The 25,789-nt window shown below is 70.3% G+C and carries 23 protein-coding genes; 14 read left to right on the forward strand and 9 right to left on the reverse strand.

Annotated features, from left to right (window positions below; genetic code table 11):
* Positions 1-309: 309 nt before the first annotated feature.
* The 9 genes from ACIRB1_RS04435 (at position 310) to pssA (ending at position 11,290) form a co-directional block, all read left to right on the forward strand.
* Positions 310-2,115 carry a 3-hydroxyacyl-CoA dehydrogenase family protein gene (locus ACIRB1_RS04435; RefSeq protein WP_403464523.1) on the forward strand — a complete coding sequence of 602 codons (1,806 nt, stop codon included), beginning with the start codon at positions 310-312 and terminating at the stop codon, positions 2,113-2,115.
* Positions 2,116-2,233: 118 nt separating this feature from the next.
* A complete protein-coding gene (locus ACIRB1_RS04440; protein ID WP_352177573.1) occupies positions 2,234-3,061 on the forward strand; it encodes a TetR family transcriptional regulator in 828 nt (275 codons plus the stop codon).
* 424 nt (positions 3,062-3,485) lie between these two features.
* Positions 3,486-4,823, forward strand: a complete 1,338-nt coding sequence (gene ccrA, locus ACIRB1_RS04445; RefSeq protein WP_352178256.1) for a crotonyl-CoA carboxylase/reductase — start codon at positions 3,486-3,488, stop codon at positions 4,821-4,823.
* Between the two features lie 10 nt (positions 4,824-4,833).
* Positions 4,834-6,873, forward strand: a complete 2,040-nt coding sequence (locus ACIRB1_RS04450; protein WP_403464524.1) for a protein meaA — start codon at positions 4,834-4,836, stop codon at positions 6,871-6,873.
* Positions 6,870-7,841 (forward strand): CoA ester lyase, encoded by a 972-nt coding sequence (locus ACIRB1_RS04455; protein ID WP_352177575.1) that lies wholly within the window; start codon positions 6,870-6,872, stop codon positions 7,839-7,841. Before ACIRB1_RS04450 ends, ACIRB1_RS04455 begins: the two co-directional genes overlap by 4 nt.
* A gap of 4 nt (positions 7,842-7,845) precedes the next feature.
* Complete coding sequence (locus ACIRB1_RS04460; protein ID WP_352177576.1) at positions 7,846-8,415, forward strand: MaoC family dehydratase; 570 nt, start codon at positions 7,846-7,848, stop codon at positions 8,413-8,415.
* A 2-nt stretch (positions 8,416-8,417) separates the two neighbouring features.
* Entirely contained in the window at positions 8,418-9,623 is a 1,206-nt protein-coding gene (locus tag ACIRB1_RS04465; RefSeq protein WP_352177577.1) for an acyl-CoA dehydrogenase family protein, read from the forward strand.
* 169 nt (positions 9,624-9,792) lie between these two features.
* The gene (locus ACIRB1_RS04470; protein WP_352177578.1) at positions 9,793-10,449 is read left to right on the forward strand and encodes a phosphatidylserine decarboxylase; all 657 of its coding nucleotides are present in this window, start codon (positions 9,793-9,795) and stop codon (positions 10,447-10,449) included.
* A 22-nt stretch (positions 10,450-10,471) separates the two neighbouring features.
* Positions 10,472-11,290 (forward strand): CDP-diacylglycerol--serine O-phosphatidyltransferase, encoded by an 819-nt coding sequence (gene pssA / locus ACIRB1_RS04475; RefSeq protein WP_266776869.1) that lies wholly within the window; start codon positions 10,472-10,474, stop codon positions 11,288-11,290.
* 75 nt (positions 11,291-11,365) lie between these two features.
* On the opposite strand, the gene ACIRB1_RS04480 is transcribed toward pssA, so the two are convergent.
* Positions 11,366-12,484: a glycerate kinase gene (locus ACIRB1_RS04480; RefSeq protein ID WP_403464900.1), complete on the reverse strand. Its 1,119-nt coding sequence runs from the start codon at positions 12,482-12,484 to the stop codon at positions 11,366-11,368.
* 280 nt (positions 12,485-12,764) lie between these two features.
* Between ACIRB1_RS04480 and ACIRB1_RS04485 the strand changes: the two genes are divergently transcribed.
* Positions 12,765-13,262: an NUDIX domain-containing protein gene (locus tag ACIRB1_RS04485; protein ID WP_403464525.1), complete on the forward strand. Its 498-nt coding sequence runs from the start codon at positions 12,765-12,767 to the stop codon at positions 13,260-13,262.
* Between the two features lie 139 nt (positions 13,263-13,401).
* On the forward strand, positions 13,402-14,127 hold the full coding sequence (locus ACIRB1_RS04490; RefSeq protein ID WP_352177580.1) for a Sir2 family NAD-dependent protein deacetylase: 726 nt from the start codon (positions 13,402-13,404) through the stop codon (positions 14,125-14,127).
* 114 nt (positions 14,128-14,241) lie between these two features.
* On the opposite strand, the gene ACIRB1_RS04495 is transcribed toward ACIRB1_RS04490, so the two are convergent.
* Complete coding sequence (locus ACIRB1_RS04495) at positions 14,242-14,727, reverse strand: methylated-DNA--[protein]-cysteine S-methyltransferase (protein ID WP_403464526.1); 486 nt, start codon at positions 14,725-14,727, stop codon at positions 14,242-14,244.
* Positions 14,728-14,743: 16 nt separating this feature from the next.
* Positions 14,744-16,210, reverse strand: a complete 1,467-nt coding sequence (locus tag ACIRB1_RS04500; protein ID WP_403464901.1) for an AlkA N-terminal domain-containing protein — start codon at positions 16,208-16,210, stop codon at positions 14,744-14,746.
* Positions 16,211-16,360: 150 nt separating this feature from the next.
* Between ACIRB1_RS04500 and ACIRB1_RS04505 the strand changes: the two genes are divergently transcribed.
* Together ACIRB1_RS04505 and ACIRB1_RS04510 are read left to right on the forward strand one after the other, a co-directional pair.
* The gene (locus ACIRB1_RS04505; protein ID WP_403464527.1) at positions 16,361-17,650 is read left to right on the forward strand and encodes an aminotransferase class I/II-fold pyridoxal phosphate-dependent enzyme; all 1,290 of its coding nucleotides are present in this window, start codon (positions 16,361-16,363) and stop codon (positions 17,648-17,650) included.
* Between the two features lie 112 nt (positions 17,651-17,762).
* Complete coding sequence (locus ACIRB1_RS04510) at positions 17,763-18,149, forward strand: luciferase family protein (protein WP_352177583.1); 387 nt, start codon at positions 17,763-17,765, stop codon at positions 18,147-18,149.
* Positions 18,150-18,172: 23 nt separating this feature from the next.
* Here the strand turns inward: ACIRB1_RS04510 and ppk2 are convergent, their stop codons facing one another.
* The 3 genes from ppk2 to ACIRB1_RS04525 are packed head-to-tail and all read right to left on the reverse strand — an operon-like array spanning position 18,173 to position 20,519.
* Positions 18,173-19,063, reverse strand: coding sequence for a polyphosphate kinase 2 (gene ppk2 / locus ACIRB1_RS04515; protein ID WP_403464528.1), 891 nt, complete (start codon positions 19,061-19,063; stop codon positions 18,173-18,175).
* Positions 19,064-19,113: 50 nt separating this feature from the next.
* Positions 19,114-19,347, reverse strand: coding sequence for a hypothetical protein (locus tag ACIRB1_RS04520; protein WP_266774041.1), 234 nt, complete (start codon positions 19,345-19,347; stop codon positions 19,114-19,116).
* Between the two features lie 17 nt (positions 19,348-19,364).
* Entirely contained in the window at positions 19,365-20,519 is a 1,155-nt protein-coding gene (locus ACIRB1_RS04525) for an anion permease (protein ID WP_403464529.1), read from the reverse strand.
* 291 nt (positions 20,520-20,810) lie between these two features.
* Between ACIRB1_RS04525 and ACIRB1_RS04530 the strand changes: the two genes are divergently transcribed.
* Positions 20,811-22,679: a M1 family aminopeptidase gene (locus ACIRB1_RS04530; protein ID WP_403464530.1), complete on the forward strand. Its 1,869-nt coding sequence runs from the start codon at positions 20,811-20,813 to the stop codon at positions 22,677-22,679.
* Positions 22,680-22,856: 177 nt separating this feature from the next.
* On the opposite strand, the gene ACIRB1_RS04535 is transcribed toward ACIRB1_RS04530, so the two are convergent.
* The 3 genes from ACIRB1_RS04535 to ACIRB1_RS04545 all read right to left on the reverse strand — a co-directional run bounded on the left by ACIRB1_RS04535 (position 22,857) and on the right by ACIRB1_RS04545 (position 25,725).
* Positions 22,857-23,366: an O-acetyl-ADP-ribose deacetylase gene (locus ACIRB1_RS04535; protein WP_403464531.1), complete on the reverse strand. Its 510-nt coding sequence runs from the start codon at positions 23,364-23,366 to the stop codon at positions 22,857-22,859.
* Positions 23,363-24,772: a phytoene desaturase family protein gene (locus tag ACIRB1_RS04540; RefSeq protein ID WP_403464532.1), complete on the reverse strand. Its 1,410-nt coding sequence runs from the start codon at positions 24,770-24,772 to the stop codon at positions 23,363-23,365. Before ACIRB1_RS04540 ends, ACIRB1_RS04535 begins: the two co-directional genes overlap by 4 nt.
* A 110-nt stretch (positions 24,773-24,882) precedes the next feature.
* Entirely contained in the window at positions 24,883-25,725 is an 843-nt protein-coding gene (locus ACIRB1_RS04545) for an inositol monophosphatase family protein (RefSeq protein ID WP_403464533.1), read from the reverse strand.
* Between the last annotated feature and the right edge of the window lie 64 nt (positions 25,726-25,789).

Here is a 25,789-nt window from a genome sequence, read left to right on the forward strand (position 1 = left end):
CGCTCGTTACCCACCGGTTAAGCTCAGACGAGCGAGTTACCCACTCGCGTATCTCCTGACGGTGGCCTGGTGACGCAGCCGCCGTTCGGGGCACCTCCCGCGCCCCTTGAGGCAGTGGGGGAGCAGTCGGTTCGGCACCTCGCGTGCCGCAGTACGGCCAGGCCTGGGACAGGGCCGGCCGGAACTCCCTCTCCCGCCGGGCGTGTGCGCTCGTTGCCCGGCACCACCCGCACTCCTTTCCGTGCTCCGTGCGCCCCTCGGCGTACGGAGCACGCTCCCAGTCGTCACCCTCATTCCAGGAGTCCCGCGATGGCAGCTCCCCTGTCCGACGCCACCCTGTCCCCGTTCAAGACCATTGCCGTGGTCGGTCTCGGCACGATGGGCACCGGTATCACCGAGGTTCTCGCCCGGGCCGGCCGCGAGGTCGTCGGCATCGACGTCGACGAGGCCGCGACCGCCCACGCCTTCGGCGCCCTGGAAGCGGCGACCGCCCACGCGGTGCGCCGCGGCAGGCTGACCGAGCAGGAGCGCGCCGACGCCCTCGCCCGCGTCCGCACCTCCACCGACCTGAGTGCCGCGGCCGACGCCGACCTGGTCATCGAGGTGGCCCCGGAGTCGTACGAGATCAAGCACCAGATCTTCCGTGAGCTGGACGGGATCGTGCGCCCCGACACCATCCTCGCGACCGGCACGAACGCGCTCTCCGTGACCCGGCTGGCGGCCGACTCGGCGCGCCCGGAGCGGGTGTTGGGGCTGCACTTCTTCAACCCGGCGCCCGCGATGAAGCTGGTCGAGGTCGTCTCCTCGGTGCTGACCGCGCCCGCCGCCGTCGCCGCCGTCACTGACCTCGCGATCGAGCTGGGCAAGGAGCCCGTCGCGGTCGGCGACCGGCCCGGGTTCGTCGCGGACGGGCTGCTGTTCGGCTACCTCAACCAGGCCGCCGCGATGTACGAGGCGAAGTACGCCTCCCGCGAGGACATCGACGCGGCGATGCGGCTCGGCTGCGGACTGCCGATGGGCCCGCTCGCGCTTCTCGACCTGATCGGGATCGACACCGCGCGCACGGTCCTGGAGGCCATGTACGCCGAGTCCCACGACCGTCTGCACGCCCCCGCGCCGATCCTGAAGCAGCTCAGCGAGGCGGGCCTGACCGGCCGCAAGACGGGTCGCGGCTTCTACTCCTACGAGGTTCCGGGCAGCGCGACCGTCGTGCGGGACGCGCTCACCCCGGCCGAGGGCGCACGGCTCACGCCGGGGCGTACGGTCCGCTCGGTCGGGGTCGCCGGTTCCGGGACCATGGCGTCCGGGATCGCCGAGGTCTTCGCCAAGGCCGGGTACGAGGTCGTGCTCGCCGCGCGCTCCGAGGAGAAGGCGCAGGTCGCCAAGGACCGTATCGGCACGTCGCTTTCGCGCTCGGTCGACCGGGGCCGGATGACCGCCGAGGCCGCAGCCCAGACCCTGGAGCGGATCACTCCGGCGGGTTCCTACGACTCCTTCGCGGACGTCGACCTGGCCGTCGAGGCGGTCGCCGAGGACCTGGAGATCAAGCAGCGGCTGTTCGCGACGCTGGACAAGGTCTGCAAGCCGGGCGCGGTGCTGGCCACCACGACCTCGTCGCTCCCGGTGGTCGCGTGCGCCCGTGCCACCTCGCGTCCGCAGGACGTGATCGGCATGCACTTCTTCAACCCCGCGCCGGCGATGAAGCTGGTCGAGGTCGTCCGTACGGTGCTGACGGGTCCTGACGTCCAGTCGACGGTCCACGAGGTCTGCGTCAGGATCAAGAAGCATGCGGTCGACTGCGGTGACCGGGCCGGATTCATCGTCAACGCCCTGCTGTTCCCGTACCTCAACAACGCGATCAAGATGGTGCAGGAGCACTACGCGTCGCTTGACGACATCGACGCGGCGATGAAGCTGGGCGGCGGCTACCCGATGGGTCCCTTCGAGCTGCTGGACGTCGTCGGGCTGGACGTGTCCCTGGCGATCGAGAAGGTCCTGCACCGCGAGTTCCGCGACCCTGGCCTGGCTCCGGCACCGCTCCTGGAGCACCTGGTGGCCGCCGGCTGCCTCGGCCGCAAGACGGGCCGCGGCTTCCGCGAATATGCCCGCCGCTGAGCAACCGGAGGACCTGTCCGGGATCGACGGGGACTGGGGCGGGCTGCTCGATCGCACCGGCGGACCCCTGCCCGCGATGGGCGGGGGAAACCCCCGACGTGCACGCCAAGCTGCGCACATGCAGTACGTTCGGGTCATGCCCCAGCCCGCCAAGCCCTCCCGTACACCAGCCACGCCCGACGCACCGGAGAGTGCCGCGGGCAGTCGCGCCGCCGCCCAGCGCCTCAAGATGCGGCGCGAACTGGCGGCGGCCGCGATGGAGCTGTTCGCGACGAAGGGGTACGAGGCGACCACCGTCGACGAGATCGCGGCCGCGGCCGGGGTCGCGCGCCGGACGTTCTTCCGCCACTTCCGCTCCAAGGAAGAGGCGATCTTCCCCGACCACGACGACACCCTGATCCGCGCCGAGGCGGTGCTCAACGCGGCTCCCGCGCACGAGCACCCGCTCGACACGGTGTGCCGGGGCATCAAGGAAGTCATGCGCATGTACGCGGCCCGCCCGGAGATCTCGGTCGCCCGCTACAAGCTGACGCGCGAGGTGCCCACCCTGCGCGAGGCGGAGATCGCGTCGGTGGCCCGCTACGAGCGGCTGTTCACGCGCTATCTCCTGGGCCACTTCGACGAGCACGCGCACGACGACGACGCCAACGACGACCCGCTGCTCGCCGAGGTCGCCGCCTCCGCCGTGGTCACCGCCCACAACCACGTGCTGCGGCGCTGGCTGCGGGCCGGCGGCCAGGGCGACGTCGAGGCACAGCTCGACCACGCCTTCGGGATCGTACGGAAGACGTTCGGCACCGGCATCGGCGCCGGTCGCACCGCGACCCCCAAGCCGGCCGGCACCGCGGTGCACCGGCACGGCGAGGTCCTGGTGACGGTCGCCCGCACCGACGCCCCGCTGGACGAGGTCATGCGGACCATCGAAGAGGCGCTCAGGGACCGCTGAGCCCTCGCCACCCTGTGATGACGGCCACCCCTCGGGGTGGCCGTTTTGGCATGTCAGAGCCCCTTTTCACGCGGCTTTCCGACGCCGTTCGATCGATCATCGCTCATTTGTTACGTAAAGATTTCACCTGAGAGCGATTCATGGCACTCGGTGCCTTGCGAGGTGACACGCAGTGTCATACGTTGAAGGTGTCCGGGCGGCCGGCGTGCAGAGATCTCTCGTACGTCGGCTGTCCCCGCAACCCACCACTGGGATGCGCGCCCGGACGCCTGCGTCACAGGCAACCTCCCGCGCCACAAAGCGCTGCCGAAGCACCACCCCGCCGAACCGACGGCACCTCAGCACCCACCATCAGCAGCAGCACCGACGTACCCGACCGCGCCCCTCCCTCAGGGCGCACTTCGCCGGAGGCAACACCGTGACCGTGAAGGACATCCTGGACGCGATCCAGTCGCCGGAGTCGACTCCGGCCGATTTCGCCGCCCTGCCGCTCCCCGAGTCGTACCGCGCGATCACCGTGCACAAGGACGAGACGGACATGTTCGCGGGCCTCGCCACCCGCGACAAGGACCCCCGCAAGTCGATCCACCTGGACGACGTCCCGGTGCCCGAACTCGGCCCGGGCGAGGCCCTGGTGGCCGTGATGGCCTCCTCGGTCAACTACAACTCCGTGTGGACGTCGATCTTCGAGCCGCTGTCGACGTTCGGCTTCCTGGAGCGCTACGGCAAGCTCAGCGAGCTGACGAAGCGGCACGACCTGCCGTACCACGTCATCGGCTCCGACCTCGCGGGCGTCGTCCTGCGCACCGGCCCGGGCGTGAACTCCTGGAAGCCCGGTGACGAGGTCGTCGCGCACTGCCTGTCCGTCGAGCTGGAGTCCTCCGACGGGCACAACGACACGATGCTCGACCCCGAGCAGCGCATCTGGGGCTTCGAGACCAACTTCGGCGGGCTCGCCGAGATCGCGCTCGTCAAGTCCAACCAGCTGATGCCCAAGCCGGACCACCTCTCGTGGGAGGAGGCCGCCGCCCCGGGCCTGGTGAACTCCACCGCCTACCGGCAGCTGGTCTCCCGCAACGGCGCCGGCATGAAGCAGGGCGACAACGTCCTGATCTGGGGCGCGAGCGGCGGACTCGGCTCGTACGCCACGCAGTTCGCCCTCGCGGGCGGCGCCAACCCCATCTGTGTCGTGTCCTCGCCCCAGAAGGCGGACATCTGCCGGGCGATGGGCGCCGAGGCGATCATCGACCGCACCGCCGAGGACTACAAGTTCTGGGCCGACGAACACAACCAGGACCCGCGCGAGTGGAAGCGGTTCGGCAAGCGCATCCGCGAACTCACCGGCGGCGAGGACGTCGACATCGTCTTCGAGCACCCCGGCCGCGAGACCTTCGGCGCCAGCGTCTACGTCACCCGCAAGGGCGGCACGATCGTCACCTGCGCCTCGACCTCCGGGTTCAACCACGAGTACGACAACCGCTACCTGTGGATGTCCCTGAAGCGGATCATCGGCTCGCACTTCGCCAACTACCGCGAGGCCTGGGAGGCCAACCGGCTCATCGCGAAGGGCAAGATCCACCCGACGCTCTCCAAGGTGTACTCCCTGGAGGAGACCGGGCAGGCCGCCTACGACGTCCACCGCAACCTCCACCAGGGCAAGGTCGGCGTCCTGTGCCTGTCCCCCGAGGAAGGCCTCGGTGTGCGCGACGAGGAGAAGCGCGCCCAGCACATCGACGCCATCAACCGCTTCCGGAACATCTGAGGTCACGTAGATGACTGAGCGCCAGAAAGACCGGCCGTGGCTGATGCGCACGTACGCCGGTCACTCCACGGCAGAGGCGTCCAACGAGCTGTACCGGCGCAACCTCGCCAAGGGCCAGACCGGCCTGTCGGTCGCGTTCGACCTGCCGACGCAGACCGGCTACGACTCCGACCACATCCTCGCCCGCGGCGAGGTCGGCCGGGTCGGTGTGCCGATCGCGCACCTCGGTGACATGCGCCGGCTGTTCCAGGACATCCCCCTGGACCAGATGAACACCTCGATGACGATCAACGCCACCGCCATGTGGCTGCTGGCGCTCTATCAGGTCGTCGCCGAGGAGCAGGGTGTGGACATCACCCAGCTCCAGGGCACGACCCAGAACGACATCGTCAAGGAGTACCTGTCGCGGGGCACGCACGTGTTCCCGCCGGTGCCCTCGCTGCGGCTGACGACCGACATGATCTGCTACACGGTCAACCACATCCCCAAGTGGAACCCGATCAACATCTGTAGCTACCACCTCCAGGAGGCCGGGGCCACCCCGGTCCAGGAGATCGCGTACGCCATGTCCACCGCGATCGCCGTCCTGGACGCGGTGTTCGCGTCCGGCCAGATCCCGGAGGACCGCAGGGGCGATGTCGTCGCCCGCATCTCGTTCTTCGTGAACGCGGGCGTCCGCTTCATCGAGGAGATGTGCAAGATGCGCGCCTTCGGCCGCATCTGGGACCGGATCACCCATGAGCGCTACGGCATCGAGAACCCGAAGCAGCGCCGCTTCCGCTACGGCGTCCAGGTCAACTCCCTGGGCCTGACGGAGGCGCAGCCGGAGAACAACGTCCAGCGGATCGTGCTGGAGATGCTGGCGGTGACGCTGTCGAAGGACGCACGCGCGCGTGCCGTGCAACTCCCCGCGTGGAACGAGGCGTTGGGGCTGCCCCGCCCCTGGGACCAGCAGTGGTCGCTGCGCATCCAGCAGGTGCTGGCGCACGAGAGCGACCTGCTGGAGTACGCGGACATCTTCGACGGCTCCCATGTCATCGAGGCGAAGGTGGCCTCCCTGGTGGCGGAGTCCCTCGCGGAGATCGACCGCATCGAGGAGATGGGCGGCGCGATGGCCGCCGTCGAGTCCGGCTATCTCAAGTCGCAGCTCGTGTCCTCGCACGCGGAGCGCAGGGGCCGGATCGAGTCCGGTCAGGAAAAGATCGTCGGCGTCAACATCTACAACACGACCGAGCCCAATCCCCTCACCGCCGACCTCGACACGGCGATCCAGACGGTCGACCCGGCCGTCGAGGCCCGGGTCATCGCGTCCTTGCAGCGGTGGCGGGACACGCGCTACCAGCCGCCGTTCAACCACCCGCGCCCGTGCAAGGCGCTGGAGCGGCTGAAGGAGGCCGCCAAGGGCACCGGCAACCTCATGGAGGCCACCCTGGAGTGCGCCCGCGCCGGTGTCACGACCGGCGAGTGGGCCGGGGCCCTGCGGGAGGTGTTCGGCGAGTTCAGGGCGCCCACGGGCGTCTCGTCGGCGCCGGTCGCGGTGCCCGCCGAGGAGGGCTCGGCGATGGCCTGCGTACGCCGCAAGGTGGAGATGACGGCGCGCGACATGGGCGTCGGCAAGCTGCGGTTCCTGGTCGGCAAGCCGGGCCTCGACGGGCACTCCAACGGCGCCGAGCAGATCGCCGTGCGCGCGCGTGACGCCGGCTTCGAGGTGGTGTACCAGGGCATCCGGCTGACCCCGGAGCAGATCGTGGACGCGGCCCTCGCGGAGGACGTGCACGCGGTCGGACTGTCCATCCTGTCCGGCTCGCACGCCCAGTTGGTGCCGGACGTCCTCGAACGGCTCCGTGTGGCCGGTGCCACAGACATACCTGTCATCGCCGGTGGGATCATCCCCCATGGTGACGCCGAACAGCTGAGGGCTGCGGGCGTGGCCGCGGTCTTCACCCCGAAGGACTTCGACATCACCGGAATCATCGGCCGCATCGTCGACGAGATCCGGAAAGCGAACAAGCTCGACCCTCTGCTCGACCCCTTGGAGGTCCCCGCATGACCACGCCCGCCCCCGTCAACCGGCTTCGCCCGCGGCGCTCCTGTCTCGCGGTCCCGGGAAGCAACCCGCGCTTCCTGGAGAAGGCGCAGGGCCTCCCGGCCGACCAGGTCTTCCTGGACCTGGAGGACGCGTGCGCGCCGCTCGCCAAGCCCGAGGCGCGGCACACCATCGTCAAGTTCCTCAACGAGGGCGACTGGACGGGCAAGACACGGGTCGTGCGCGTCAACGACTGGACGACCGAGTGGACGTACCGCGATGTCGTCACGGTCGTCGAGGGCGCGGGGCCGAACCTCGACTGCATCATGCTGCCGAAGGTGCAGGACGCCCAGCAGGTCGTGGCGCTCGACCTGCTGCTCACGCAGATCGAGAAGACGATGGGCTTCGAGGTCGGCAAGATCGGCATCGAGGCACAGATCGAGAACGCGCAGGGGCTCAACAACGTCAACGAGATCGCGCAGGCGTCGCAGCGCGTCGAGACGATCATCTTCGGTCCCGCCGACTTCATGGCGTCGATCAACATGAAGTCCCTCGTCGTGGGCGAGCAGCCGCCCGGCTACCCGGCGGACGCCTACCACTACATCCTGATGAAGATCCTGATGGCCGCCCGCGCCAACAACCTCCAGGCGATCGACGGCCCCTACCTCCAGATCCGCAACGTCGACGGCTACCGCGCGGTCGCCCAGCGTGCCGCAGCGCTCGGCTTCGACGGCAAGTGGGTGCTGCACCCGGGCCAGGTCGAGGCGTCCAACGAGATCTTCTCGCCGTCCCAGGAGGACTTCGACCACGCCGAGTTGATCCTGGACGCGTACGACTACTACACGTCCGAGGCGGGCGGCAAGAAGGGCTCCGCGATGCTCGGCGACGAGATGATCGACGAGGCCAGCCGCAAGATGGCGCTGGTCATCTCGGGCAAGGGCCGGGCCGCCGGTATGAAGCGCACGTCCACGTTCGAAGCCCCGGAGGCCTGAGCCCATGCAATTCGGACGCACCTACGAGGAGTTCGAGGTCGGCGCGGTCTACAAGCACTGGCCAGGGAAGACCGTCACGGAGTACGACGACCACCTCTTCTGTCTCCTGACGATGAACCACCACCCGCTCCACATGGACGCCAACTACGCCGAGAACACGACGGACTTCGGCAAGAACGTGGTCGTCGGGAACTACATCTACTCGCTGCTGCTGGGCATGTCTGTGCCGGACGTGTCGGGCAAGGCGATCGCCAACCTGGAGGTCGAGTCGCTCAAGCACGTGGCACCGACGTTCCACGGCGACACGATCTACGGCGAGACGACGGTCCTCGACAAGACGCCCTCGAAGTCGAAGAACGACCGCGGGATCGTGTACGTCGAGACCCGGGGCTACAAGCAGGACGGCACGCTGGTCTGCGTGTTCCGCCGCAAGGTGATGGTGCCGACCGAGACGTACATCAAGGAGCGCGGCGGCGAGCAGCCCGGCCGCCCGCCCGTCTCCCACCCCCACCCTCAACCGACGGCCCTGCGGACCGACCCCTCCGGTTCCCAGCCGAAGCAGACGGAGAAGTAGCCATGGCGCGACTCGCCCAGACCGCAGGTCTCACCGACATCCAGCGGGAGATCCTGTCCACCGTCCGCGACTTCGTGGACAAGGAGATCATCCCGGTCGCGACCGAGCTGGAGCACCGCGACGAGTATCCGCAGCAGATCGTCGACGGGCTCAAGGAGTTGGGCCTGTTCGGCCTGATGATCCCGGAGGAGTACGGCGGTCTGGGCGAGTCGTTGCTGACGTACGCCCTGTGCGTGGAGGAGATCGCGCGCGGGTGGATGTCGGTGTCCGGCATCATCAACACCCATTTCATCGTGGCGTACATGCTCAAGCAGCACGGCACCCAGGAGCAGAAGGACCACTTCCTCCCGCGGATGGCGGCCGGTGACATCCGGGGCGCGTTCTCGATGTCGGAGCCGGCGCTCGGCTCGGACGTCTCGGCGATCTCGTCGAAGGCGGTGAAGGACGGCGACGAGTACGTCCTGAACGGCCAGAAGATGTGGCTGACGAACGGCGGTACGTCGTCTCTCGTCGCCGTTCTCGTGCGGAGTGACGAAGGACACCCGGAGGGCACCGCGCCCCACAAGTCGATGACGACCTTCCTGGTCGAGAAGGAGCCCGGCTTCGGAGAGGTCCGCCCCGGTCTCACCATCCCCGGGAAGATCGACAAGATGGGCTACAAGGGCGTCGACACCACCGAGTTGATCATGGACGGCCTGCGGATTCCGGCCGACCGCGTGCTCGGCGGGGTGACCGGCCGAGGTTTTTACCAAATGATGGACGGAGTCGAGGTCGGCCGCGTGAATGTGGCGGCGCGTGGCTGCGGGGTCGCTCAGCGTGCCTTCGAGCTGGGCGTCTCCTACGCGCAGCAGCGTCACACCTTCGGAAAGCCCATCGCCCAGCACCAGGCGATCCAGTTCAAGCTGGCGGAGATGGCTACCAAGGTCGAGGCCGCCCATGCGATGATGGTCAACGCGGCACGCAAAAAGGACTCCGGGGAACGAAACGACCTTGAGGCAGGGATGGCGAAGTACCTCGCCTCCGAGTACTGCAAGGAGGTCGTCGAGGACGCCTTCCGGATCCACGGCGGGTACGGCTTCTCCAAGGAGTACGAGATCGAGCGCCTTTACCGCGAGGCGCCGATGCTGTTGATCGGCGAAGGTACCGCCGAGATCCAGAAAATGATCATCGGGCGCAGGTTGCTCGAAGAGTATCGATTCCAGGGCTGATTGTCCGTTTCGGGGTGTTTTCTCCGAGAAGAAGATCACACCCCGTCAACGCTCCTCAGCCGCCGACTCGGCTTCCTGGCTTACCCAGTTGTGGCCCGCGACCGGTACGATCCCGGGAAAGCCGCCGTCCCCCGTTACAGCGCGGCATCATCCGCTACGAAGGTCATCCATGCCCCACAGCCAAACCTCTGCACCACGCGACAGCCTGGCAGGCGTACGCCTCGCGCGCGGAGCATCGCCGTGGCTCCTGCCGACTGTCGCCACCGCAGCCCTCAGCCTGGTACGCGCACGCAAGTCCGGCGCCGCCAAGGTCGTGGCCGTACCCGCCACCGCGCTCGCGGCGGGCATGCTGTGGTTCTTCCGCGACCCCGAGCGCGAGATCACCCCGGGCCGGGTCATCTCGCCCGCCGACGGAGTGGTGCAGAGCATCATGCCGTGGAAGGACGGTCGCACCCGCGTCGCCATCTTCATGAGCCCGCTGAACGTCCACGTCAACCGCGCGCCGCTCTCCGGCACGGTGACGTCGGTCGAGCACATCCCGGGCGGTTTCGTTCCCGCGTTCAACAAGGAGAGCGAGAACAACGAGCGGGTCGTCTGGCACTTCGACACCGAGCTCGGTGACATCGAGATGATCCAGATCGCCGGCGCCGTCGCCCGCCGCATCGTGCCGTACGTCCCGCAGGGCACGAAGGTCGAGCAGGGCGAGCGCATCGGGCTGATCCGCTTCGGTTCGCGCGTCGACATCTACCTCCCCGAGGGTGTCGACGTGGACGTGGAGGTCGGTCAGAAGACGGTGGCTGGGGTGACTCGCATTGACCGTGGTTGATCCGGAGACACAGGCGGGCTGGGTGCCCGAGGCCGATGACGTGGACGACGAGGAGGAGATGCCTCTTTCTCTCCGCCTCTCAATAGCGGACACCCTCACCCTCGGCAACGCCACCTGCGGCTTCATGGCGGTGTACTTCACCACCACCGGCATCCTGATCCCGCACCTGACGGGCAACGACGAGTCGACCGGCATGGCCCGCCACAGCGCGGCCACCGCGGTCATCCTGATGCTGTGCGCGGCGGTCTTCGACCTCTTCGACGGCCTCGTCGCCCGCAAGCTGCGCTCCTCCCCCATGGGCGCGGAGCTGGACAACCTGTCGGACCTGATCAGCTTCGGCCTCGCGCCGGCGTACTTCGTCCTCGTCTACGGCATGGTCGCCGACGACGCGCACCAGAGAGTGGCCGCGGTCGGGGCGATCGTCGTGCTGCTGGCGGTGGTGCTGCGGCTTGCGCGGTTCTCGTGCGTGACACCGCCGAACGGCATGTTCCAGGGCATGCCCTCGCCGTTCGGTGCGCTGACCGTGGTCTCGATCGTGCTCCTTGAGCTGCCGTTCGTGGCGACGCTGCTCGCGATCCTGGGCACCGCCTGGCTGATGGTGAGCCGGGTGGAGTACCCGAAGCCGCGCGGTCGCCTCGCGGTGGCGATGCTCGCCTGGATCGTCCTGTCCATGGGCCTGCTGGCGGCCTGGGCCTTCGACGCCCCGAGCGGTCAGCTGCTCCTCCAGACGGGGTGTGCGCTCCAGCTGGTCATGGGCGCGGTGATTCCGCTGTTCGCGACGGCCCGCCGCGTGAACAACTTCCGTGACAACCGCCGTGAGGCGCGGGCGGCGCAGCCGTAGCCGTTCCTCAGTGCTGCCGAAGGGCCCCGGACCGGTTTTCGGTTCGGGGCCCTTCGGCGTTCCTCGGGGTGGGACTCAGACCAGGAAGTCCCGCGCGATGTTCTCCGCCACCCGCTCCAGGATCGGCCCGGCGTCGGCGATGCACTTCGCCACGTCCGGCTCGACGGACGTGAGGGGATACGCGCGGCGGATGCCCGCGTGGCCGAGGGACTGGGGCGGGAGGGCGAGTCGGCCGCAGACGGCGACGACCTCCTTGCCCTCGGCGCGGGCGGCGGCGGCCACGCCTGCCGGGGCCTTGCCGTGGAGGGTCTGCTCGTCCAGGGAGCCCTCGCCGGTGATGACCAGGGTGGCGCCCTCCAGGGCGGAGGCGAAGCCCAGGACGTCGAGCATGACCTCGATGCCGGGACGGAAGCGGGCGCCGAGGAGGAGGGCGCCGTAGCCGATGCCGCCTGCCGCGCCCGCGCCGGGTGCGGCGGCGTACTCGGCGGCCTTGGCGCCGATCGCCTCCTCCAGGACCTTCGCGTAGTGCCCGAGGGCCGCGTCGAGGGCGTCCACGTCGTCCGGTGCCGCGCCCTTCTGGGGACCGTAGACCGCGGGGGCGCCCTTGGGGCCGGTGAGGGGGTTGTCGACGTCGCTCGCGAGGATCAGGTCGACGGAGGTGAGGCGGGGGTCCAGGCCGGTGAGGTCGGCCGAGGCGAGGTCGGTGAGGCCGCCGCCGCCCGGGGGCACCGGTTCGCCCTCCGCGTCGAGGAAGCGGGCGCCGAGGGCGGAGAGCATGCCCGCGCCGCCGTCGGTCGTGGCGCTGCCGCCGACGCCGAACACGATCGTGCGGGCGCCCGCGTCGAGCGCGGCCCGCAGCAGTTCGCCGGAGCCGTACGTCGAGGAGGTGAGCGGGGCGAAGACGCCCTTGGGCAGGCGTTGCAGCCCGCTCGCCTCGGCCATCTCCACGACGGCCGTGTCGCCGCGGACCGCGAAGGCCGCGGTGACCTCGTCGCCGAGGGGTCCGGCGACCCGTGTCTCCCGTCGCTCGAAGCCCGCCGCGACGGCCGCGTCCACCGTGCCGTCGCCGCCGTCGGCAACCGGCATGGCCGTGACCTCCAGGTCGGGTACGACCCGGCGCAGCCCTGCCGTCACCCGCTCGGCGACCTGCACGGCCGTCAGCGACCCCTTGAACTTGTCCGCGGCGACGAGCACCCTGTGGGTGCCCCTCTGTGCAGCGTTCGCCACCTTGCGATCCCCTTGCTCTACGGGCCCCCGCGCGTTCAGGGGCCAGTCGCGCCGCTGTGACCTTAACCGGCGGACGCCCCCGCCGTCATGCCCCGACCGAACGCTGGGACCGCGCTGAGCGGACGCTGTGCCGCCGCGGGGACCCGGAGTGGGCGGGTCGCGGGCGGGGCGTAAGGGGTGCCCGGCCCGGGTCTGCCGCTTCCCCGTGCCGGGCGGGCTGGCCGGGCGGGCTGGTTACCCTTCCTGAATGACCACCACGCAAGACTTCGCCACGTACCTCGCGGGTCTCCCCCGCATCCTCGCCGGTGCCGCCGCCCTCTTCCGCGACGCCGAGGGGAACGTCCTGCTCGTCGAGCCCAACTACCGTGAGGGCTGGGCGCTTCCGGGCGGCACGATCGAGTCGGACGACGGCGAGACCCCGCGCCAGGCTGCGCGCCGCGAGACGCTGGAGGAGATCGGCCTCGACGTCGAACTCGGCCGCCTGCTCGCCGTCGACTGGGTCTACCACGGCCCGGAGTATCCGCCGTTGGTCGCCTACCTCTACGACGGCGGCGTCCTCACCCCGGACGACCTCGCCTCGATCCGACTCCAGGAGGAGGAACTCCTGTCCTGGCGCCTCGTCCCGCGCGAGGACATCCCCGAGTACCTGTCGGGTTCGCTGGGGCTGCGGGTCCTCGTCGGGCTGGACGTGCTGGAGGAGGGCGGGGGTACGGCGGAGTTGGAGAACGGGCTGCGGGTGGTCTGACGGCCCCGGGTCCGACACCGGGCGCGACCGCGCCAGTTGACCGACACCGGCGTCAACTGCGTTTCGGCTGCCGGTGGGTGGCGGCCGGCAGCCCGATATCCGCTCGCCGCCCCGCCCCCGTCCCCCTACCCTCGCCACCATGAGCAAGCCTCTTGTCGCCCTCCTCACCGGCGCGGGTATCTCCACCGACTCCGGCATCCCCGACTACCGCGGCCCGAACGGCCTGTGGCGGAAGGACCCCGAGGCCGAGAAGCTCGTGACCTACGAGTACTACATGGGTGATCCGGAGATCCGGCGCAGGTCGTGGCAGCTGCGGCGGAGGACCCACACCCTCCGGGCCGAGCCCAACGCCGCGCACCGGGCCGTCGTGGAGCTGGAGCGGTCCGGTGTGCCGGTGCGGGTCATCACGCAGAACGTGGACGGGCTGCACCAGCTCGCCGGACTGCCCGCCCGGAAGGTGCTCGAACTGCACGGCACCGCACGGGAGTTCACCTGCACGCGGTGCCATGCGCGCGGGCCGATGGCGGACGCGATCGCGCGGGTCGAGGCCGGGGAGGACGATCCCGGCTGTCTGGTCTGCGGCGGGATTCTGAAGTCCGCGACCGTCTACTTCGGCGAGCGGCTCGATCCCGTCGTGCTCGGTGAGGCCGCCGCCGTCACCAAGGCCTGCCAGCTGTTCATCGCCGTCGGGAGCACTCTGCAGGTGCATCCCGCCGCCGGGCTCGCCGGTGTCGCCGTCGATCACGGGGCCCGGCTCGTCATCGTCAACGCCGAGGCGACGCCGTACGACGACCTTGCCGACGAGGTCGTACGGGAGCCGATCGGGACGGCGCTGCCGCGGCTGCTGGGCGGGCTCGGCGGGTGACACGGAGTGCGGGCCTGTCCTGCGGGAGGTGATCGCCTGCCTCGCAGTGGCCGTCGCCCCGGAGCGGCGGCCGCTGTCATGACTCCGCGGCACCCGCCCGCACAGCCCGGCGCGTCAGAAGAGCGCCGCTCCGCTCTCGAAGTCCAGCAGCCGCTGCTTGCGGTCCAGGCCGCCGCCGTAGCCCGTGAGGCTGCCGTTCGCGCCGACCACGCGGTGGCAGGGGACGATGATCCCGATGGGGTTCTTGCCGTTGGCGAGGCCCACCGCGCGGGAGGCGCCCGGGTTGCCGAGGGCGTCGGCGAGGTCGCCGTAGGAGCGGGTCTCGCCGTAGGGGATGCGGAGGAGCTGGTCCCAGACCCTCTGCTGGAACGGGGTGCCGTGCAGGCGGAGGCGGAGGGTGAACTCCTTCAACTCGCCTGCGAAGTACGCCTGTAGCTGGGCCTTCGGCTCCGCGAAGGGGGTGTCGTCGGGGGTGCCGAAGTTCTCCTCAGGGGGGCGGTGGCGTTGGTCGACCATGTAGAGGCCGCAGAGGGCGCCGTCGCCGTCGGCGACGAGGGTCAGCGGGCCGTACGGGCTGTCGATCAGGGTGTGGTGCTTCATCTGCTGTGCGATCCCCTTACGCGGGAAGGAAGTTGATCGGGTGGCTGTCCGTCGCCCACAGGTACTGGACCGCGTACGCCCGCCACGGCCGCCAGGCAGCCGCGCGTGCGGTGAGGGCGGCCGGAGTCGACGGAAGGCCCAACTCCTGGGCGGCGCGCCGGACTCCGAGGTCGGTGGGGAGGAACGCGTCGGGGTCGCCGAGGGCGCGCATGGCGATGGCGTCGACCGTCCAGGGGCCGAAGCCGGGGAGGGCGAGGAGTCGCGCGCGGGTTTCCGCCCAGTCGCTCTCCACCCCCAAGTGGAGTGTGTTGTCCGCCAGTTGGGCGACCAGGGTGGTGAACGTCGTGCGGCGGGTCCGCGGCATCGCCAGCGATTCTGGGTCCAGCGCGGCCAGTGACCGCGCGGACGGGAAGAGGTGGGTCAGGCCGCCCTCGGGGTCGTGGACCGGTTCGCCGTGCGCGGTGACCAGACGGGCCGCGTGGGTGCGGGCCGCCGCCGTGGAGACCTGCTGGCCGAGGACGGCCCGTACGGCGAACTCGGCCTCGTCGACGGTGCGCGGGACGCGTCGCCCCGGCGCCTTGTCCACGAGCGGCGCCAGCACCGGGTCGGTCCTCAACTGGTCGTCCACCGCGACCGGATCGGCGTCCAGGTCGAGCATGCGGCGGCACCGGCTGATGGCCACCGGCAGGTCGCGCAGGTCGCTGAGGGTGAGGCGGCAGGCGATGTGGTCCGCCTTGGGAGTCAGGGACGCGATGCCGTGGCCGTAGGGCAGGCGGAGGGTGCGCCGGTACGCGCCGGCCCGCCATTCCTCTACGCCCGGTACGGCGGTCGCCGCCAGGTGGCCGAAGAGGTTGTCGGGGTTGAGGGGCGCGCGGAACGGCAGCCGGAGGGTGAGGGTGCCGGGGGTCAGCACCGTGGTCTTCGGGCGTCTGTTGCGCAGCTCGGTCGGCGAGAGGGCGAAGACGTCGCGCACGGTGTCGTTGAAGGTGCGGATCGAGGAGAAGCCGGCGGCGAAGGCGATCTCCGCCATCGGGAGGGCGGTCGTCTCGATCAACAGGCGTGCCGTCTGGGCGCGTTGGGCGCGGGCCAGGGCGAGGGGGCCCGCGCCGAGTTCGGCGAGGAGCTGGCGTTCGATCTGCCGGGTGCTGTAGCCGAGGCGGGCGGCGAGCCCGGGGACACCCTCGCGGTCCACCGTCCCGTCGGCGATCAGGCGCATCGCGCGGGCCACCAGGTCGGCGCGCTGGTTCCACTCGGGGGAGCCGGGGCTGGTGTCCGGGCGGCAGCGCTTGCAGGCCCGGAAGCCCGCCTGCTGGCAGGCCGCCGCGCTCGGGTAGAACGTCATGTTCTCCGGCTTGGGCGGGACGACCGGGCAGCTGGGCCGGCAGTAGATGCGGGTGGTCAGGACGGCCGTGAAGAACCAGCCGTCGAAGCGCGCGTCCTTGGACTGGACCGCGCGTACACAGCGCTCCGTGTCGGTGTGCATCCCGTTCTGCATGCGTCCAGCATCCGATACGGGACGGGCCGGGGCTGGCGGGAATCCGACATCGACGTCGCGTGGCCTGCTGCCGGGGTGAACCATACCCACGGCTTAACCATTGGTGGTGGCGCGCCCGGCTTTGTAACGTCGGCTTCCGTGACCCCGACTCCCCCCTCGGCGAACTCCGCCGATTCCCTCCCGGCGCTCCTCGACGCGGCCCGCAGCGACTACGAAGCCCTGCGCGCGAAGGGACTCTCGCTCGACCTGACCCGCGGCAAGCCCTCCGCCCGGCAGCTCGACCTGTCCGCCGAACTCCTGTCGCTGCCCGGCGACCGGCACACCTCCGCCGACGGCACGGACTGCCGCAACTACGGTGCCGCGGACGGCCTGTTGGAGCTCCGGGAGATCTTCTCCGGGTTCCTCCAGGTCCCGGCAGGGCAGTTGCTCGCCGTGGGCAACTCCAGCCTGGAGCTGATGCACGACAGCCTCGTGCACGCGCTGCTCGGCACGGTTCCCGGCGCGGCCCGCCGCTGGGCGGACGAGGAGCGGATCGCGTTCCTGTGCCCGGTCCCCGGCTACGACCGGCACTTCGCGCTGTGCGAGCGCTTCGGCATCGAGATGATCCCCGTGCCGATGACCGCCGAGGGTCCCGACATGGACGCGGTGGAGCGGCTGGTCGCCGAGGACCCGGCGGTGAAGGGCATCTGGTGCGTGCCCAAGTACAGCAATCCTGACGGGACCTGTTACGGCGACGAGACCGTACGGCGGCTCGCCGCGATGCCGACGGCCGCGCCCGACTTCCGGATCTTCTGGGACAACGCCTATGCCGTGCACCACCTCACCGACGAGGAGGTGGAGATCGCCGACATCCTGGCGGCCTGTGCCGCGAGCGGGCATCCCGACCGGGTCTTCGTCTTCGGGTCCACCTCGAAGATCACGCTGGCCGGTGCGGGCGTCGCGTTCTTCGGCTCGTCCCCGGCCAACGTGGCCTGGCTGCGCGGCCTCAACGCCAAGCGGTCCATCGGGCCCGACAAGATCAACCAGCTGCGGCACGCCATGTTCCTGCGCGATCCCGGCGGGGTGCGCGCCCACCTGCGCAAGCACCGTGAGCTGCTGCGGCCGAAGTTCGACACCGTGCTGCGGGTCCTCGACGAACGGCTCGGCGGCACCGGGCTCGCCGAGTGGTCGACGCCCCGGGGCGGCTACTTCATCACCCTGGACGTGCCGGACGGCTGTGCCCGCGAGGTGGTGCGGCGCGCGGCGGACGCCGGTCTCGCGCTGACTCCGGCGGGTGCCACCCATCCGTACGGCGACGATCCGAGGGACCGTACGATCCGGATCGCGCCCTCCTTCCCGGACGCGTCGGAGATCGCGGAGATCATCGACGGGGTGGCCACCTGCGTCCGGCTCGTGGGGTACGAAAAGCTCGTGTCCGGCGGGAGTTGACCCGGTTCGCGCACCGCACATCTGACGCGTCCGAGGTGTGCGGTACCTCACGCCCCGGTTACGAATCGCTCAACCTCTGGTTGCGAAGCGGTGCGCGGTCCACGATGGGCACATGACCCTGGCCGAGCGAGCCATGCAGCGACTGGAAGACTGGCGCGACCTCAGCGCGGTCCCGGCCAGCTGCGGCACAGGGCGGGCGCTGCGGTCCGCTCACAGCGAGATCGTGCACTTCCACTCCGACCACGATGTGGACCTGCATCTCACGGTCGGGGCCATTCTCCGGTTCCACCACGATCTCAGTGAGTCGACGGCGATCCGGATCATCCCGGGCTCCCGCTGGGTGACCGTCCACCTGGACTGCGAGACGGACGTAGACCTGCTGTTGAGCCTGGTCAGCGTCGCCCTCAAGGCACACGCGGGCGGGCCCCCTGCCGGGAACCCGCCCATGACCGGCTGCAACTTCCACCGGGTGACACTGGTGCCGCGCGACGGCGACTAGGTTCGGCCCGAAGCGGCCCGGTCCTAGAACACCGCCGCCGTGTCGTCCTCTCCCGCCTCCAGCAGAGTGGCCGCCGCGCCGACGATGCGCGGGTTGGGGCTGCCGACGACCTCCTCGTCCTTGTCGGCGTAGTCGAAGCGGGCCAGCACGCTGCGCATGGCCTCGACGCGGGCCCGCTTCTTGTCGTTGCTCTTCACCACGGTCCAGGGCGCGTGTTCCGTGTCGGTCTCCCGGAACATGGCGACCTTGGCGGCGGTGTAGTCGTCCCAGCGGTCCAGGGACTCCAGGTCCATCGCGCTGAGCTTCCACTGCCGTACGGGATCCACCTGGCGGATCGTGAAACGGGTGCGCTGTTCACCTTGTGAGACGGAGAACCAGAACTTGATCAGGTCGATGCCGTCGTCCGCCAGCATCCGCTCGAACAGCGGGGCCTGACGCATGAAGCGGCGGTACTCGTCGTCCGAGCAGAAGCCCATCACGCGCTCGACGCCCGCCCGGTTGTACCAGGACCGGTCGAACAGCACGATCTCGCCCGCGGTCGGCAGATGCTGGACGTAGCGCTGGAAGTACCACTGACCGCTCTCGCGCTCACTCGGCTTCTCCAGGGCGACGACCCGGGCGCCACGCGGGTTCAGGTGCTCGGTGAACCGTTTGATGGTGCCGCCCTTGCCGGCCGCGTCGCGCCCCTCGCAGACGATGACGAGCCGGCGTCCGGTCTCCTTGACCCAGCGCTGGAGCTTCAGCAGTTCTATCTGCTGGAGCCGCTTGTGCCAGTCGTACTCCTTGCGCTCCATGCGCTGTTCGTACGGGTAGTTCTCCCGCCAGGTGTCCACCGGACTGCCGTCGGGCCGGATCAGCACGGGGTCGTCCTGGTCGGTGTAGTCGACCCGCAGCCCGGTCAGCAGTTCAGTCATCCCGGCCTCCTCTCAAGGGGGTTCAGTTGTTCAGCGGTACGCGGCCGTGGTCAGTGGAACTGCGGCACGATCAGATAGATGCCGTACGCCACGACAGCCGCACACGCGAGAAAACACAACCCCGCCTGCGTCAGACCGAGGGCATGCGTGCCGCCGTCCACCTCGCGGGCGGCGTCGACCCGGGCGAGGCCCAGGATGCCCAGCGCGAAGATGACGACCACGCCGACGGTCACGCCGACACTCACCGCGAAGACCTCGCCGAGGGCGTTCCAGTCCAGACTCATAGCTCAACTCCCTTGGCTCAGGCGGCCGTACGGACGTCGGAGGACGCCTCGGTGCGGATGGTGACCTCGTGGGTCTCGTTCACGTTGTCCGCGTGCACGGGGTTGCGGCGCGAGGCGATCACGATGAACCCGGCCACGGCGGCGGCGACCAGGGCGATCAGGGCCGTACCGAGGTTGCCGCCGTGCTTGACGACGGTCGCGGAGAGACCGCCGACCAGGGCGGCGGCCGGCAGGGTGACCAGCCAGGCGATGACCATGCGGCCCGCGGTGCCCCAGCGCACCTCGGCCAGCCGTCGGCCGAGGCCCGCGCCCAGGATGCCGCCGGAGCAGACCTGGGTGGTGGAGAGCGCGAAGCCCAGGTGGGCGGAGGTGAGGATGACGGTGGTGGAGGCGGCCTCGGCCGCGAAGCCCTGCGGGGACTCGATGTCGGTGAGGCCCTTGCCCATCGTGCGGATGATGCGCCAGCCGCCGATGTAGGTGCCCAGGCCGATCGCGAGTCCGGCGGAGGCGATCACCCAGATCGGCGGACCGGCGTCGTGGCCGAGCGCGCCCACCGAGATCAGGGTCAGGGTGATGACGCCCATCGTCTTCTGGGCGTCGTTCGTGCCGTGCGCGAGGGAGACCAGCGAGGCCGAGGCGATCTGGCCGATGCGGAAGCCCTTGGTGACCGAGTCCTTGCGGGCCCGGGCGGTGATCTTGTAGGCGAGGTAGGTGGCGAGGAGAGCGGCGATCCCGGCCACCAGCGGCGAGGCCACCGCGGGGATCAGGATCTTCTCGACAACCTTGTCGAAGTGCACCCCGTCGGAGCCCGCCCCGACCCAGACGGCGCCGATCAGGCCGCCGAACAGGGCGTGGGAGGAACTGGACGGGAGCCCCACCAGCCAAGTCATGAGGTTCCAGAGGATCGCCCCGACGAGCCCCGCGAAGATCATCCCCGGTGTGACCAGGGTGTCGTCGACGATGCCGCCGGAGATCGTCTTCGCGACTTCCGTGGACAGGAAGGCGCCGACGATGTTGAGAGCTCCGCTGATCAGTACCGCCATACGGGGCTTCAGCGCTCCCGTGGCGATGGACGTCGCCATCGCGTTGGCGGTGTCGTGGAATCCGTTGGTGAAATCGAAGGCCAAGGCCGTGACGATGACGACCGCCACGAGGAACGTGATGTGGTCCATCGTTCAATGGAAGCAATCGAAGGCGTACATTCGGCCAACCGGAGGCCACATCGAGGCATGGCCCGTGCAACGCCGCCGTGTGCACGCCCCCTCCGCGCCCCCCGCTCACCCCATCCTCCCCTTCGCGCACACACTTCCCTCTCCTTATGGCATGGCCCGGTCAAATCTGCGAAGCTTCCCCCGCGATCACGCAATCGCTACGCGCACCCCAGCGCCGCCCACCGGCACACCCAGTCCGGCCGGGCGGCACCGAGCAGGCCGGAATCCCGGCCGCCGTAGAAGGAGTTCCGTGTGAGATCGACCCCCCACAAGGCCCCAGGGCCTGTCGCCGCCGGTGTGTTCGCCGCCGCCGCGCTGGCCGCCCTCTCGCTCCCCGTCACCCCGGCCGCCGCCGCGCCCGCCGGGGCCCCGCTCGCCGCCGCCTGCACCCCGGCGCAGGTGGTCTCGGGCGGTGACTTCGAGAGCGGCACCTCGTCCTGGACGCCGTCCTCGACGACCGTCATCACCAGCCGCACCGGCCAGTCCGCCCACGGCGGCTCCAGCTACGCCTGGCTGGACGGCACCGGCGGCACGCATACCGACAGCCTGAGCCAGAGCGTCACGATCCCGTCCGGGTGCAGCAGCGCCACGCTCACCTTCTGGCTGCACATCGACACCGCCGAGACGACCTCGTCCACCGCGTACGACAAGCTCACGGCGAAGATCGGCAGCACGACCCTGGCGACGTACTCGAACCTGAACAAGGCCACCGGGTACGTCCAGAAGTCGTTCGACGTGTCGTCGTTCGCGGGCCAGACCGTGAGCCTCGCCTTCACCGGCACCGAGGACTCCAGCCTTCAGACCAGCTTCGTCCTGGACGACATCGCGCTGAACACCTCCGGCGACACCGCCCCGCCGGCCGACTCCACGCGCACACCGGCCGCCCCGGCGTACACCGTCAGCCTGAGCAGCAACACCGCCGGCACGGTCTGGACCGGCCACGAGAGCACGACCTTCACCAATGCCTCGGCCACCCCGCTCACCGAGGTGTACCTGCGGCTGTGGGACAACTACCACGGCACCTGCACCGCCCCGCCGATCACCGTCACCAACGTCACCGGCGGCACCGCGGGCGCCCTCTCGGTCGCCTGCACGGCCCTGCGCATAGCACTGCCCACGCCTCTGACGCAGGGTCAGTCCACCACGATCGGCTTCGACTTGGGGATCACCGTCCCGAGCGGCGCCGACCGGTTCGGCTACGACGGCGCGTTCAGCATGATCGGCAACGCGCTGCCGGTCCTCGCGGTCAAGGACGGCTCGGGCTGGCACCTGGACCCGTACACGAACAACGGCGAGTCCTTCTACTCCCTGGCCGCCGACTTCAAGGTCACCCTGGACCACCCGACGACCCTGTCGGTGCCAGCCACGGGCACCTCGGTGGACACCCCCGGCACCAGCGGCCGTACGGTGACCACGGCCACCGCGTCCAAGGTCCGTGACTTCGCATGGGCGGCGGGCCCGTTCACCAAGATCTCCGGTACGTCGGCGGCGGGCACGGCGATCAACATCTACTCCGTCTCGGGCATCAGCTCCGCCAACGCCCAGTCGATGCTCACCACGGCCAAGTCCGCGGTGGACGCCCACGCCGGGCGCTTCGGGGCCTACCCGTACGGCGAGTTGGACGCCGTCATCGACAACAACTTCTGGTTCGGCGGCATGGAGTACCCCGGCTTCGTCCTCGACCTGGTCAGCACCACGGCCCTCACCCACGAGATCGGCCACCAGTGGTTCTACGGCATCGTCGGCGACGACGAGTACAACAGCCCGTGGCTGGACGAGGCGTTCACCGACTACGCCACCGACCTCGCCCAGGGCCTGACCGGCACCAACTGCTGGAACAGCGTCTCCTGGGCCTCCTCGGCGGAGAACATCACCAACTCGATGGCCTACTGGGACGCCCACTCGTCCCGCTACTCCACCGTCGTCTACGGCTACGGCAAGTGCGCCCTGCACGACCTGCGCCGCACCCTCGGTGACACCGCGATGGCCAAACTCCTGAAGGACTACGCCACTTCGCACTGGTACGGCGTCTCGACCACCGCCGAGTTCAAGGCGGCGGCCCAGGCGGCGACGACCACGGACCTGACGTCGTTCTGGACGACGCACCGCATCGTCGGCTGACACCGGCAAGGAAGAACGGGGGTTCGCCGTGCTGTCGGCCGACGGCGCGGCGAACCCCTTCGCGGTCCAACACACCGGGGACTCGGGAGTGTTGGACCGCGGGAACCCCGGCGAGTAGTCGGCGGCTGGACCCCGGCCCCCCATCCTTCAGCGGACCTAACGGCCCCGGCCCGCCCCTCAGTGGACCTGGCGGTCGAACGCCTCGTACGCCGTCTCGTCGAAGAGCACGAACGTGACCTCCTCGACGGCCGACGGTGTCGCCCGCACCGTCTCCACCGCGATGCGTGCCGCGTCCTCCATCGGCCAGCCGAAGATACCGGCGGACACGGCGGGGAACGCGACCGTGCGGGCGCCGAGTTCGTCGGCGACGCGGAGGGACTCCCGGTAGCAGGAGGCGAGTTGGGCCGAGCGGTCCTCCTCGCGGGAATACACCGGGCCCACCGTGTGGATCACCCACCGTGCGTCCAGGTCGCCCGCCGTCGTCGCGACCGCCTGGCCCGTCGCCAGCCCCTTGCCGTAGTGGGAGGCGCGGAGCCTGCGGCAGTCCTCCAGAATCGCGGGGCCGCCCCGGCGGTGGATCGCGCCGTCGACTCCCCCGCCGCCCAGGAGTGAGGAGTTGGCCGCGTTGACGATCGCGTCGGCGGTCTGCCGGGTGATGTCGCCCCGGACGAGGGTGATGGTGGTCATGCCTGCCTCAGCCTGCGCCAGACGGCCTTCGCCGCGTTGTGTCCCGACATGCCGTGCACCCCGGGGCCCGGCGGTGTGGAGGAGGAACAGATGAACACGGCCGGGTGCGGGGTGCCGTACGGGGAGAGGGAGAGCTTGGGGCGGAGCAGGGTCTGGAGGCCCGAGACCGCGCCGGAGCCGATGTCGCCGCCCATGTAGTTCGCGTTGCGGGCCGCGAGTTCGGGTGGGCCGGCGGTCGCGCGGGCGAGAACGCGGTCGCGGAACCCCGGGGCGAAGCGCTCCAGTTGGCGCTCAAGGGCGTCCGTGAGGTCGCCGGTCCAGCCGCTGGGGACATGGCCGTAGGCCCAGAAGACCTGTTTGCCGGCCGGGGCGCGGGTGGGGTCGACGACGCCGGGCTGCACGGTGATCATGAACGGTCGGTCGGGGGCGCGGTTCTCGCGGGACGCGGCGCGCAGCGCGGTGTCGATCTCCTTGCTGTCGGCCCCGATCTGGACGGTGCCGGCGATGCGCGCCTCCTTGGCGGTCCAGGGCACCGGGCCGTCCAGCGCGTAGTCGACCTTGAATACGCCCGGGCCGTAGCGGTAGTTGGCGTAGTAGTCGCCGAAGCCGGCGATCTTCGCGAGGGCGGTGGGCGAGGTGTCGAAGACGTAGGCGCGGGCCGGGGGGAGGTCGTCGAGGCGCTTGACCTCGTAGTCGGTGTGGATCTCGCCGCCGAGGTCCTTCAGGTAGGCGGCCAGGGCGTCCGAGATGGACTGGGAGCCGCCGCGGGCCACCGGCCACCCGCGCGCGTGTGCCGCCAGCGCGAAGACCAGGCCGATCGCGCCGGTCGCGAACCCGCCGAGCGGGGCCATCACATGGCCGACCAGCCCGGCGAACAGGGTCTTCGCGCGCTCGTCCCGGAAGCGGCTGGTGAGCCACGTCGACGGGGGCAGGCCGGTCAGGCCGAAGCGGGCGAGGGTGACCGGGTCGCGCGGCAACGCGGTGCCCGGCAGGGACATGAAGTCGCGGACCAGGGTGTCCCACTTGGGCAGGAAGGGCTCGACCAGCCTGCGGTACGCCCCCGCGTCACGCGGTCCGAACGACGCGGCCGTCTCCGCGACCGAGCGCGACAGCACGGCCGCGCTGCCGTCGGTGAACGGGTGCGCCATGGGCAGCTCGGGGTGCAGCCACTCCAGGCCGTAGCGCTCCAGGGGCAGGGCGCGGAACGCCGGGGAGCTGACCCCGAGCGGGTGCGCCGCCGCGCACGGGTCGTGCCGGAAGCCGGGGAGGGTCAGCTCCTCGGTGCGGGCGCCGCCGCCCACGGTGTCCCGCGCCTCGAACACGGCCACGGAGAAACCGCGCCGGGCCAGCTCCACGGCAGCCGTCAGTCCGTTCGGCCCCGCACCCACCACGACCGCATCGAGCATCGACGGCACCTTCGGACCCCTTCGTCAGCCGATGGCAAACCTGGGGCCAGGATATGCCGCGGGACTGACAACCCCGGGGCCAGTCCGTCCGGTGTGCGGAACCCGTGACCCTAGGACGCGCTGAGCAGCTCGATCACGCGCCGGGCGGTGGCCGCGTCGCGGGCTGTCGTGAAGGGCAGCGCGTTGCCCCCCGTGATGCGGAAGGGCTCGCCGGTGAGCGTGAGGTGGGCGCCGCCCGCCTCCTCGACGAGGAGCAGGCCCGACGCGTGATCCCAGGCCGCTTCCCAGGAGAAGGCCGTGGCGTCCAACTCGCCCCGGGCGATGGCGAGGTACTCGAGTCCGGCCGAGCCGCACGGGCGGGTGCGCACGCCGTCCGTCCACAGGCCGAGCAGGGCGCGCTTCTGGGCGTCCGTCGTGTAGTCCGGGTGGGAGGTGGCCACGTCCAGGTCCCGGGCGGGGTCCGGGGCGCCGGAGCGGAGCCGTACGCCGTCCAGGAAGGCGCCGCCGCCCCTCACCGCCGTGGCGAGCTGGTCCCGGGCGGGGGCGTAGGTCCAGGACGCCAGCAGGACGCCCTGGCGGGCGAGCGCGACCAGCGTGCAGAAGCCGGTGTCGCCGTTCACGAACTGGCGGGTGCCGTCGACCGGGTCGACTATCCAGACGGGGGCGTCGCCCTGGAGCGCCTCGTACGTGTACGGGTCCGCGTGCACCGCTTCCTCGCCGACCACGACGGAGCCGGGCAGGAGGGCGCCGAGGACCTCCGTCAGATACCGCTCGGCGTTGCGGTCGGCGTCCGTGACCAGGTCGTGCGGGCCGGCCTTCTGGTCGATCTCGTGCGCGGCGAGCTGCCGGAAGCGGGGCATGATCTCGGTCGCGGCGGCCTTGCGGATGGCTTCTTCGACGTCGGCGGAGTGCAGTGCGAGAAACTCGTCGATGGTTTCGGTGTCTTGGATCATGCCTCCATGAGAGCACGGGTCACTGACAATCCCCACCCGCCCGGTGCACACCGGGTGGATTCAC

The sequence above is a fragment of the Streptomyces sp. NPDC096013 genome (assembly GCF_044763565.1).
Taxonomy (GTDB): domain Bacteria; phylum Actinomycetota; class Actinomycetes; order Streptomycetales; family Streptomycetaceae; genus Streptomyces.

Excerpts from the sequence above, each read along its gene's own strand:
- ACIRB1_RS04435 (WP_403464523.1), top strand. The coding sequence starts at position 310 with ATGGCAGCTCCCCTGTCCGACGCCACCCTGTCCCCGTTCAAGACCATT.
- ACIRB1_RS04440 (WP_352177573.1), top strand. The coding sequence starts at position 2,234 with ATGCAGTACGTTCGGGTCATGCCCCAGCCCGCCAAGCCCTCCCGTACA.
- ACIRB1_RS04450 (WP_403464524.1), top strand. The coding sequence starts at position 4,834 with ATGACTGAGCGCCAGAAAGACCGGCCGTGGCTGATGCGCACGTACGCC.
- ACIRB1_RS04455 (WP_352177575.1), top strand. The coding sequence starts at position 6,870 with ATGACCACGCCCGCCCCCGTCAACCGGCTTCGCCCGCGGCGCTCCTGT.
- ACIRB1_RS04460 (WP_352177576.1), top strand. The coding sequence starts at position 7,846 with ATGCAATTCGGACGCACCTACGAGGAGTTCGAGGTCGGCGCGGTCTAC.
- ACIRB1_RS04465 (WP_352177577.1), top strand. The coding sequence starts at position 8,418 with ATGGCGCGACTCGCCCAGACCGCAGGTCTCACCGACATCCAGCGGGAG.
- ACIRB1_RS04470 (WP_352177578.1), top strand. The coding sequence starts at position 9,793 with ATGCCCCACAGCCAAACCTCTGCACCACGCGACAGCCTGGCAGGCGTA.
- ACIRB1_RS04485 (WP_403464525.1), top strand. The coding sequence starts at position 12,765 with ATGACCACCACGCAAGACTTCGCCACGTACCTCGCGGGTCTCCCCCGC.
- ACIRB1_RS04490 (WP_352177580.1), top strand. The coding sequence starts at position 13,402 with ATGAGCAAGCCTCTTGTCGCCCTCCTCACCGGCGCGGGTATCTCCACC.
- ACIRB1_RS04495 (WP_403464526.1), bottom strand. The coding sequence starts at position 14,727 with ATGAAGCACCACACCCTGATCGACAGCCCGTACGGCCCGCTGACCCTC.
- ACIRB1_RS04500 (WP_403464901.1), bottom strand. The coding sequence starts at position 16,210 with ATGCACACCGACACGGAGCGCTGTGTACGCGCGGTCCAGTCCAAGGAC.
- ACIRB1_RS04510 (WP_352177583.1), top strand. The coding sequence starts at position 17,763 with ATGACCCTGGCCGAGCGAGCCATGCAGCGACTGGAAGACTGGCGCGAC.
- ppk2 (WP_403464528.1), bottom strand. The coding sequence starts at position 19,063 with ATGACTGAACTGCTGACCGGGCTGCGGGTCGACTACACCGACCAGGAC.
- ACIRB1_RS04520 (WP_266774041.1), bottom strand. The coding sequence starts at position 19,347 with ATGAGTCTGGACTGGAACGCCCTCGGCGAGGTCTTCGCGGTGAGTGTC.
- ACIRB1_RS04525 (WP_403464529.1), bottom strand. The coding sequence starts at position 20,519 with ATGGACCACATCACGTTCCTCGTGGCGGTCGTCATCGTCACGGCCTTG.
- ACIRB1_RS04535 (WP_403464531.1), bottom strand. The coding sequence starts at position 23,366 with ATGACCACCATCACCCTCGTCCGGGGCGACATCACCCGGCAGACCGCC.
- ACIRB1_RS04540 (WP_403464532.1), bottom strand. The coding sequence starts at position 24,772 with ATGCTCGATGCGGTCGTGGTGGGTGCGGGGCCGAACGGACTGACGGCT.
- ACIRB1_RS04545 (WP_403464533.1), bottom strand. The coding sequence starts at position 25,725 with ATGATCCAAGACACCGAAACCATCGACGAGTTTCTCGCACTGCACTCC.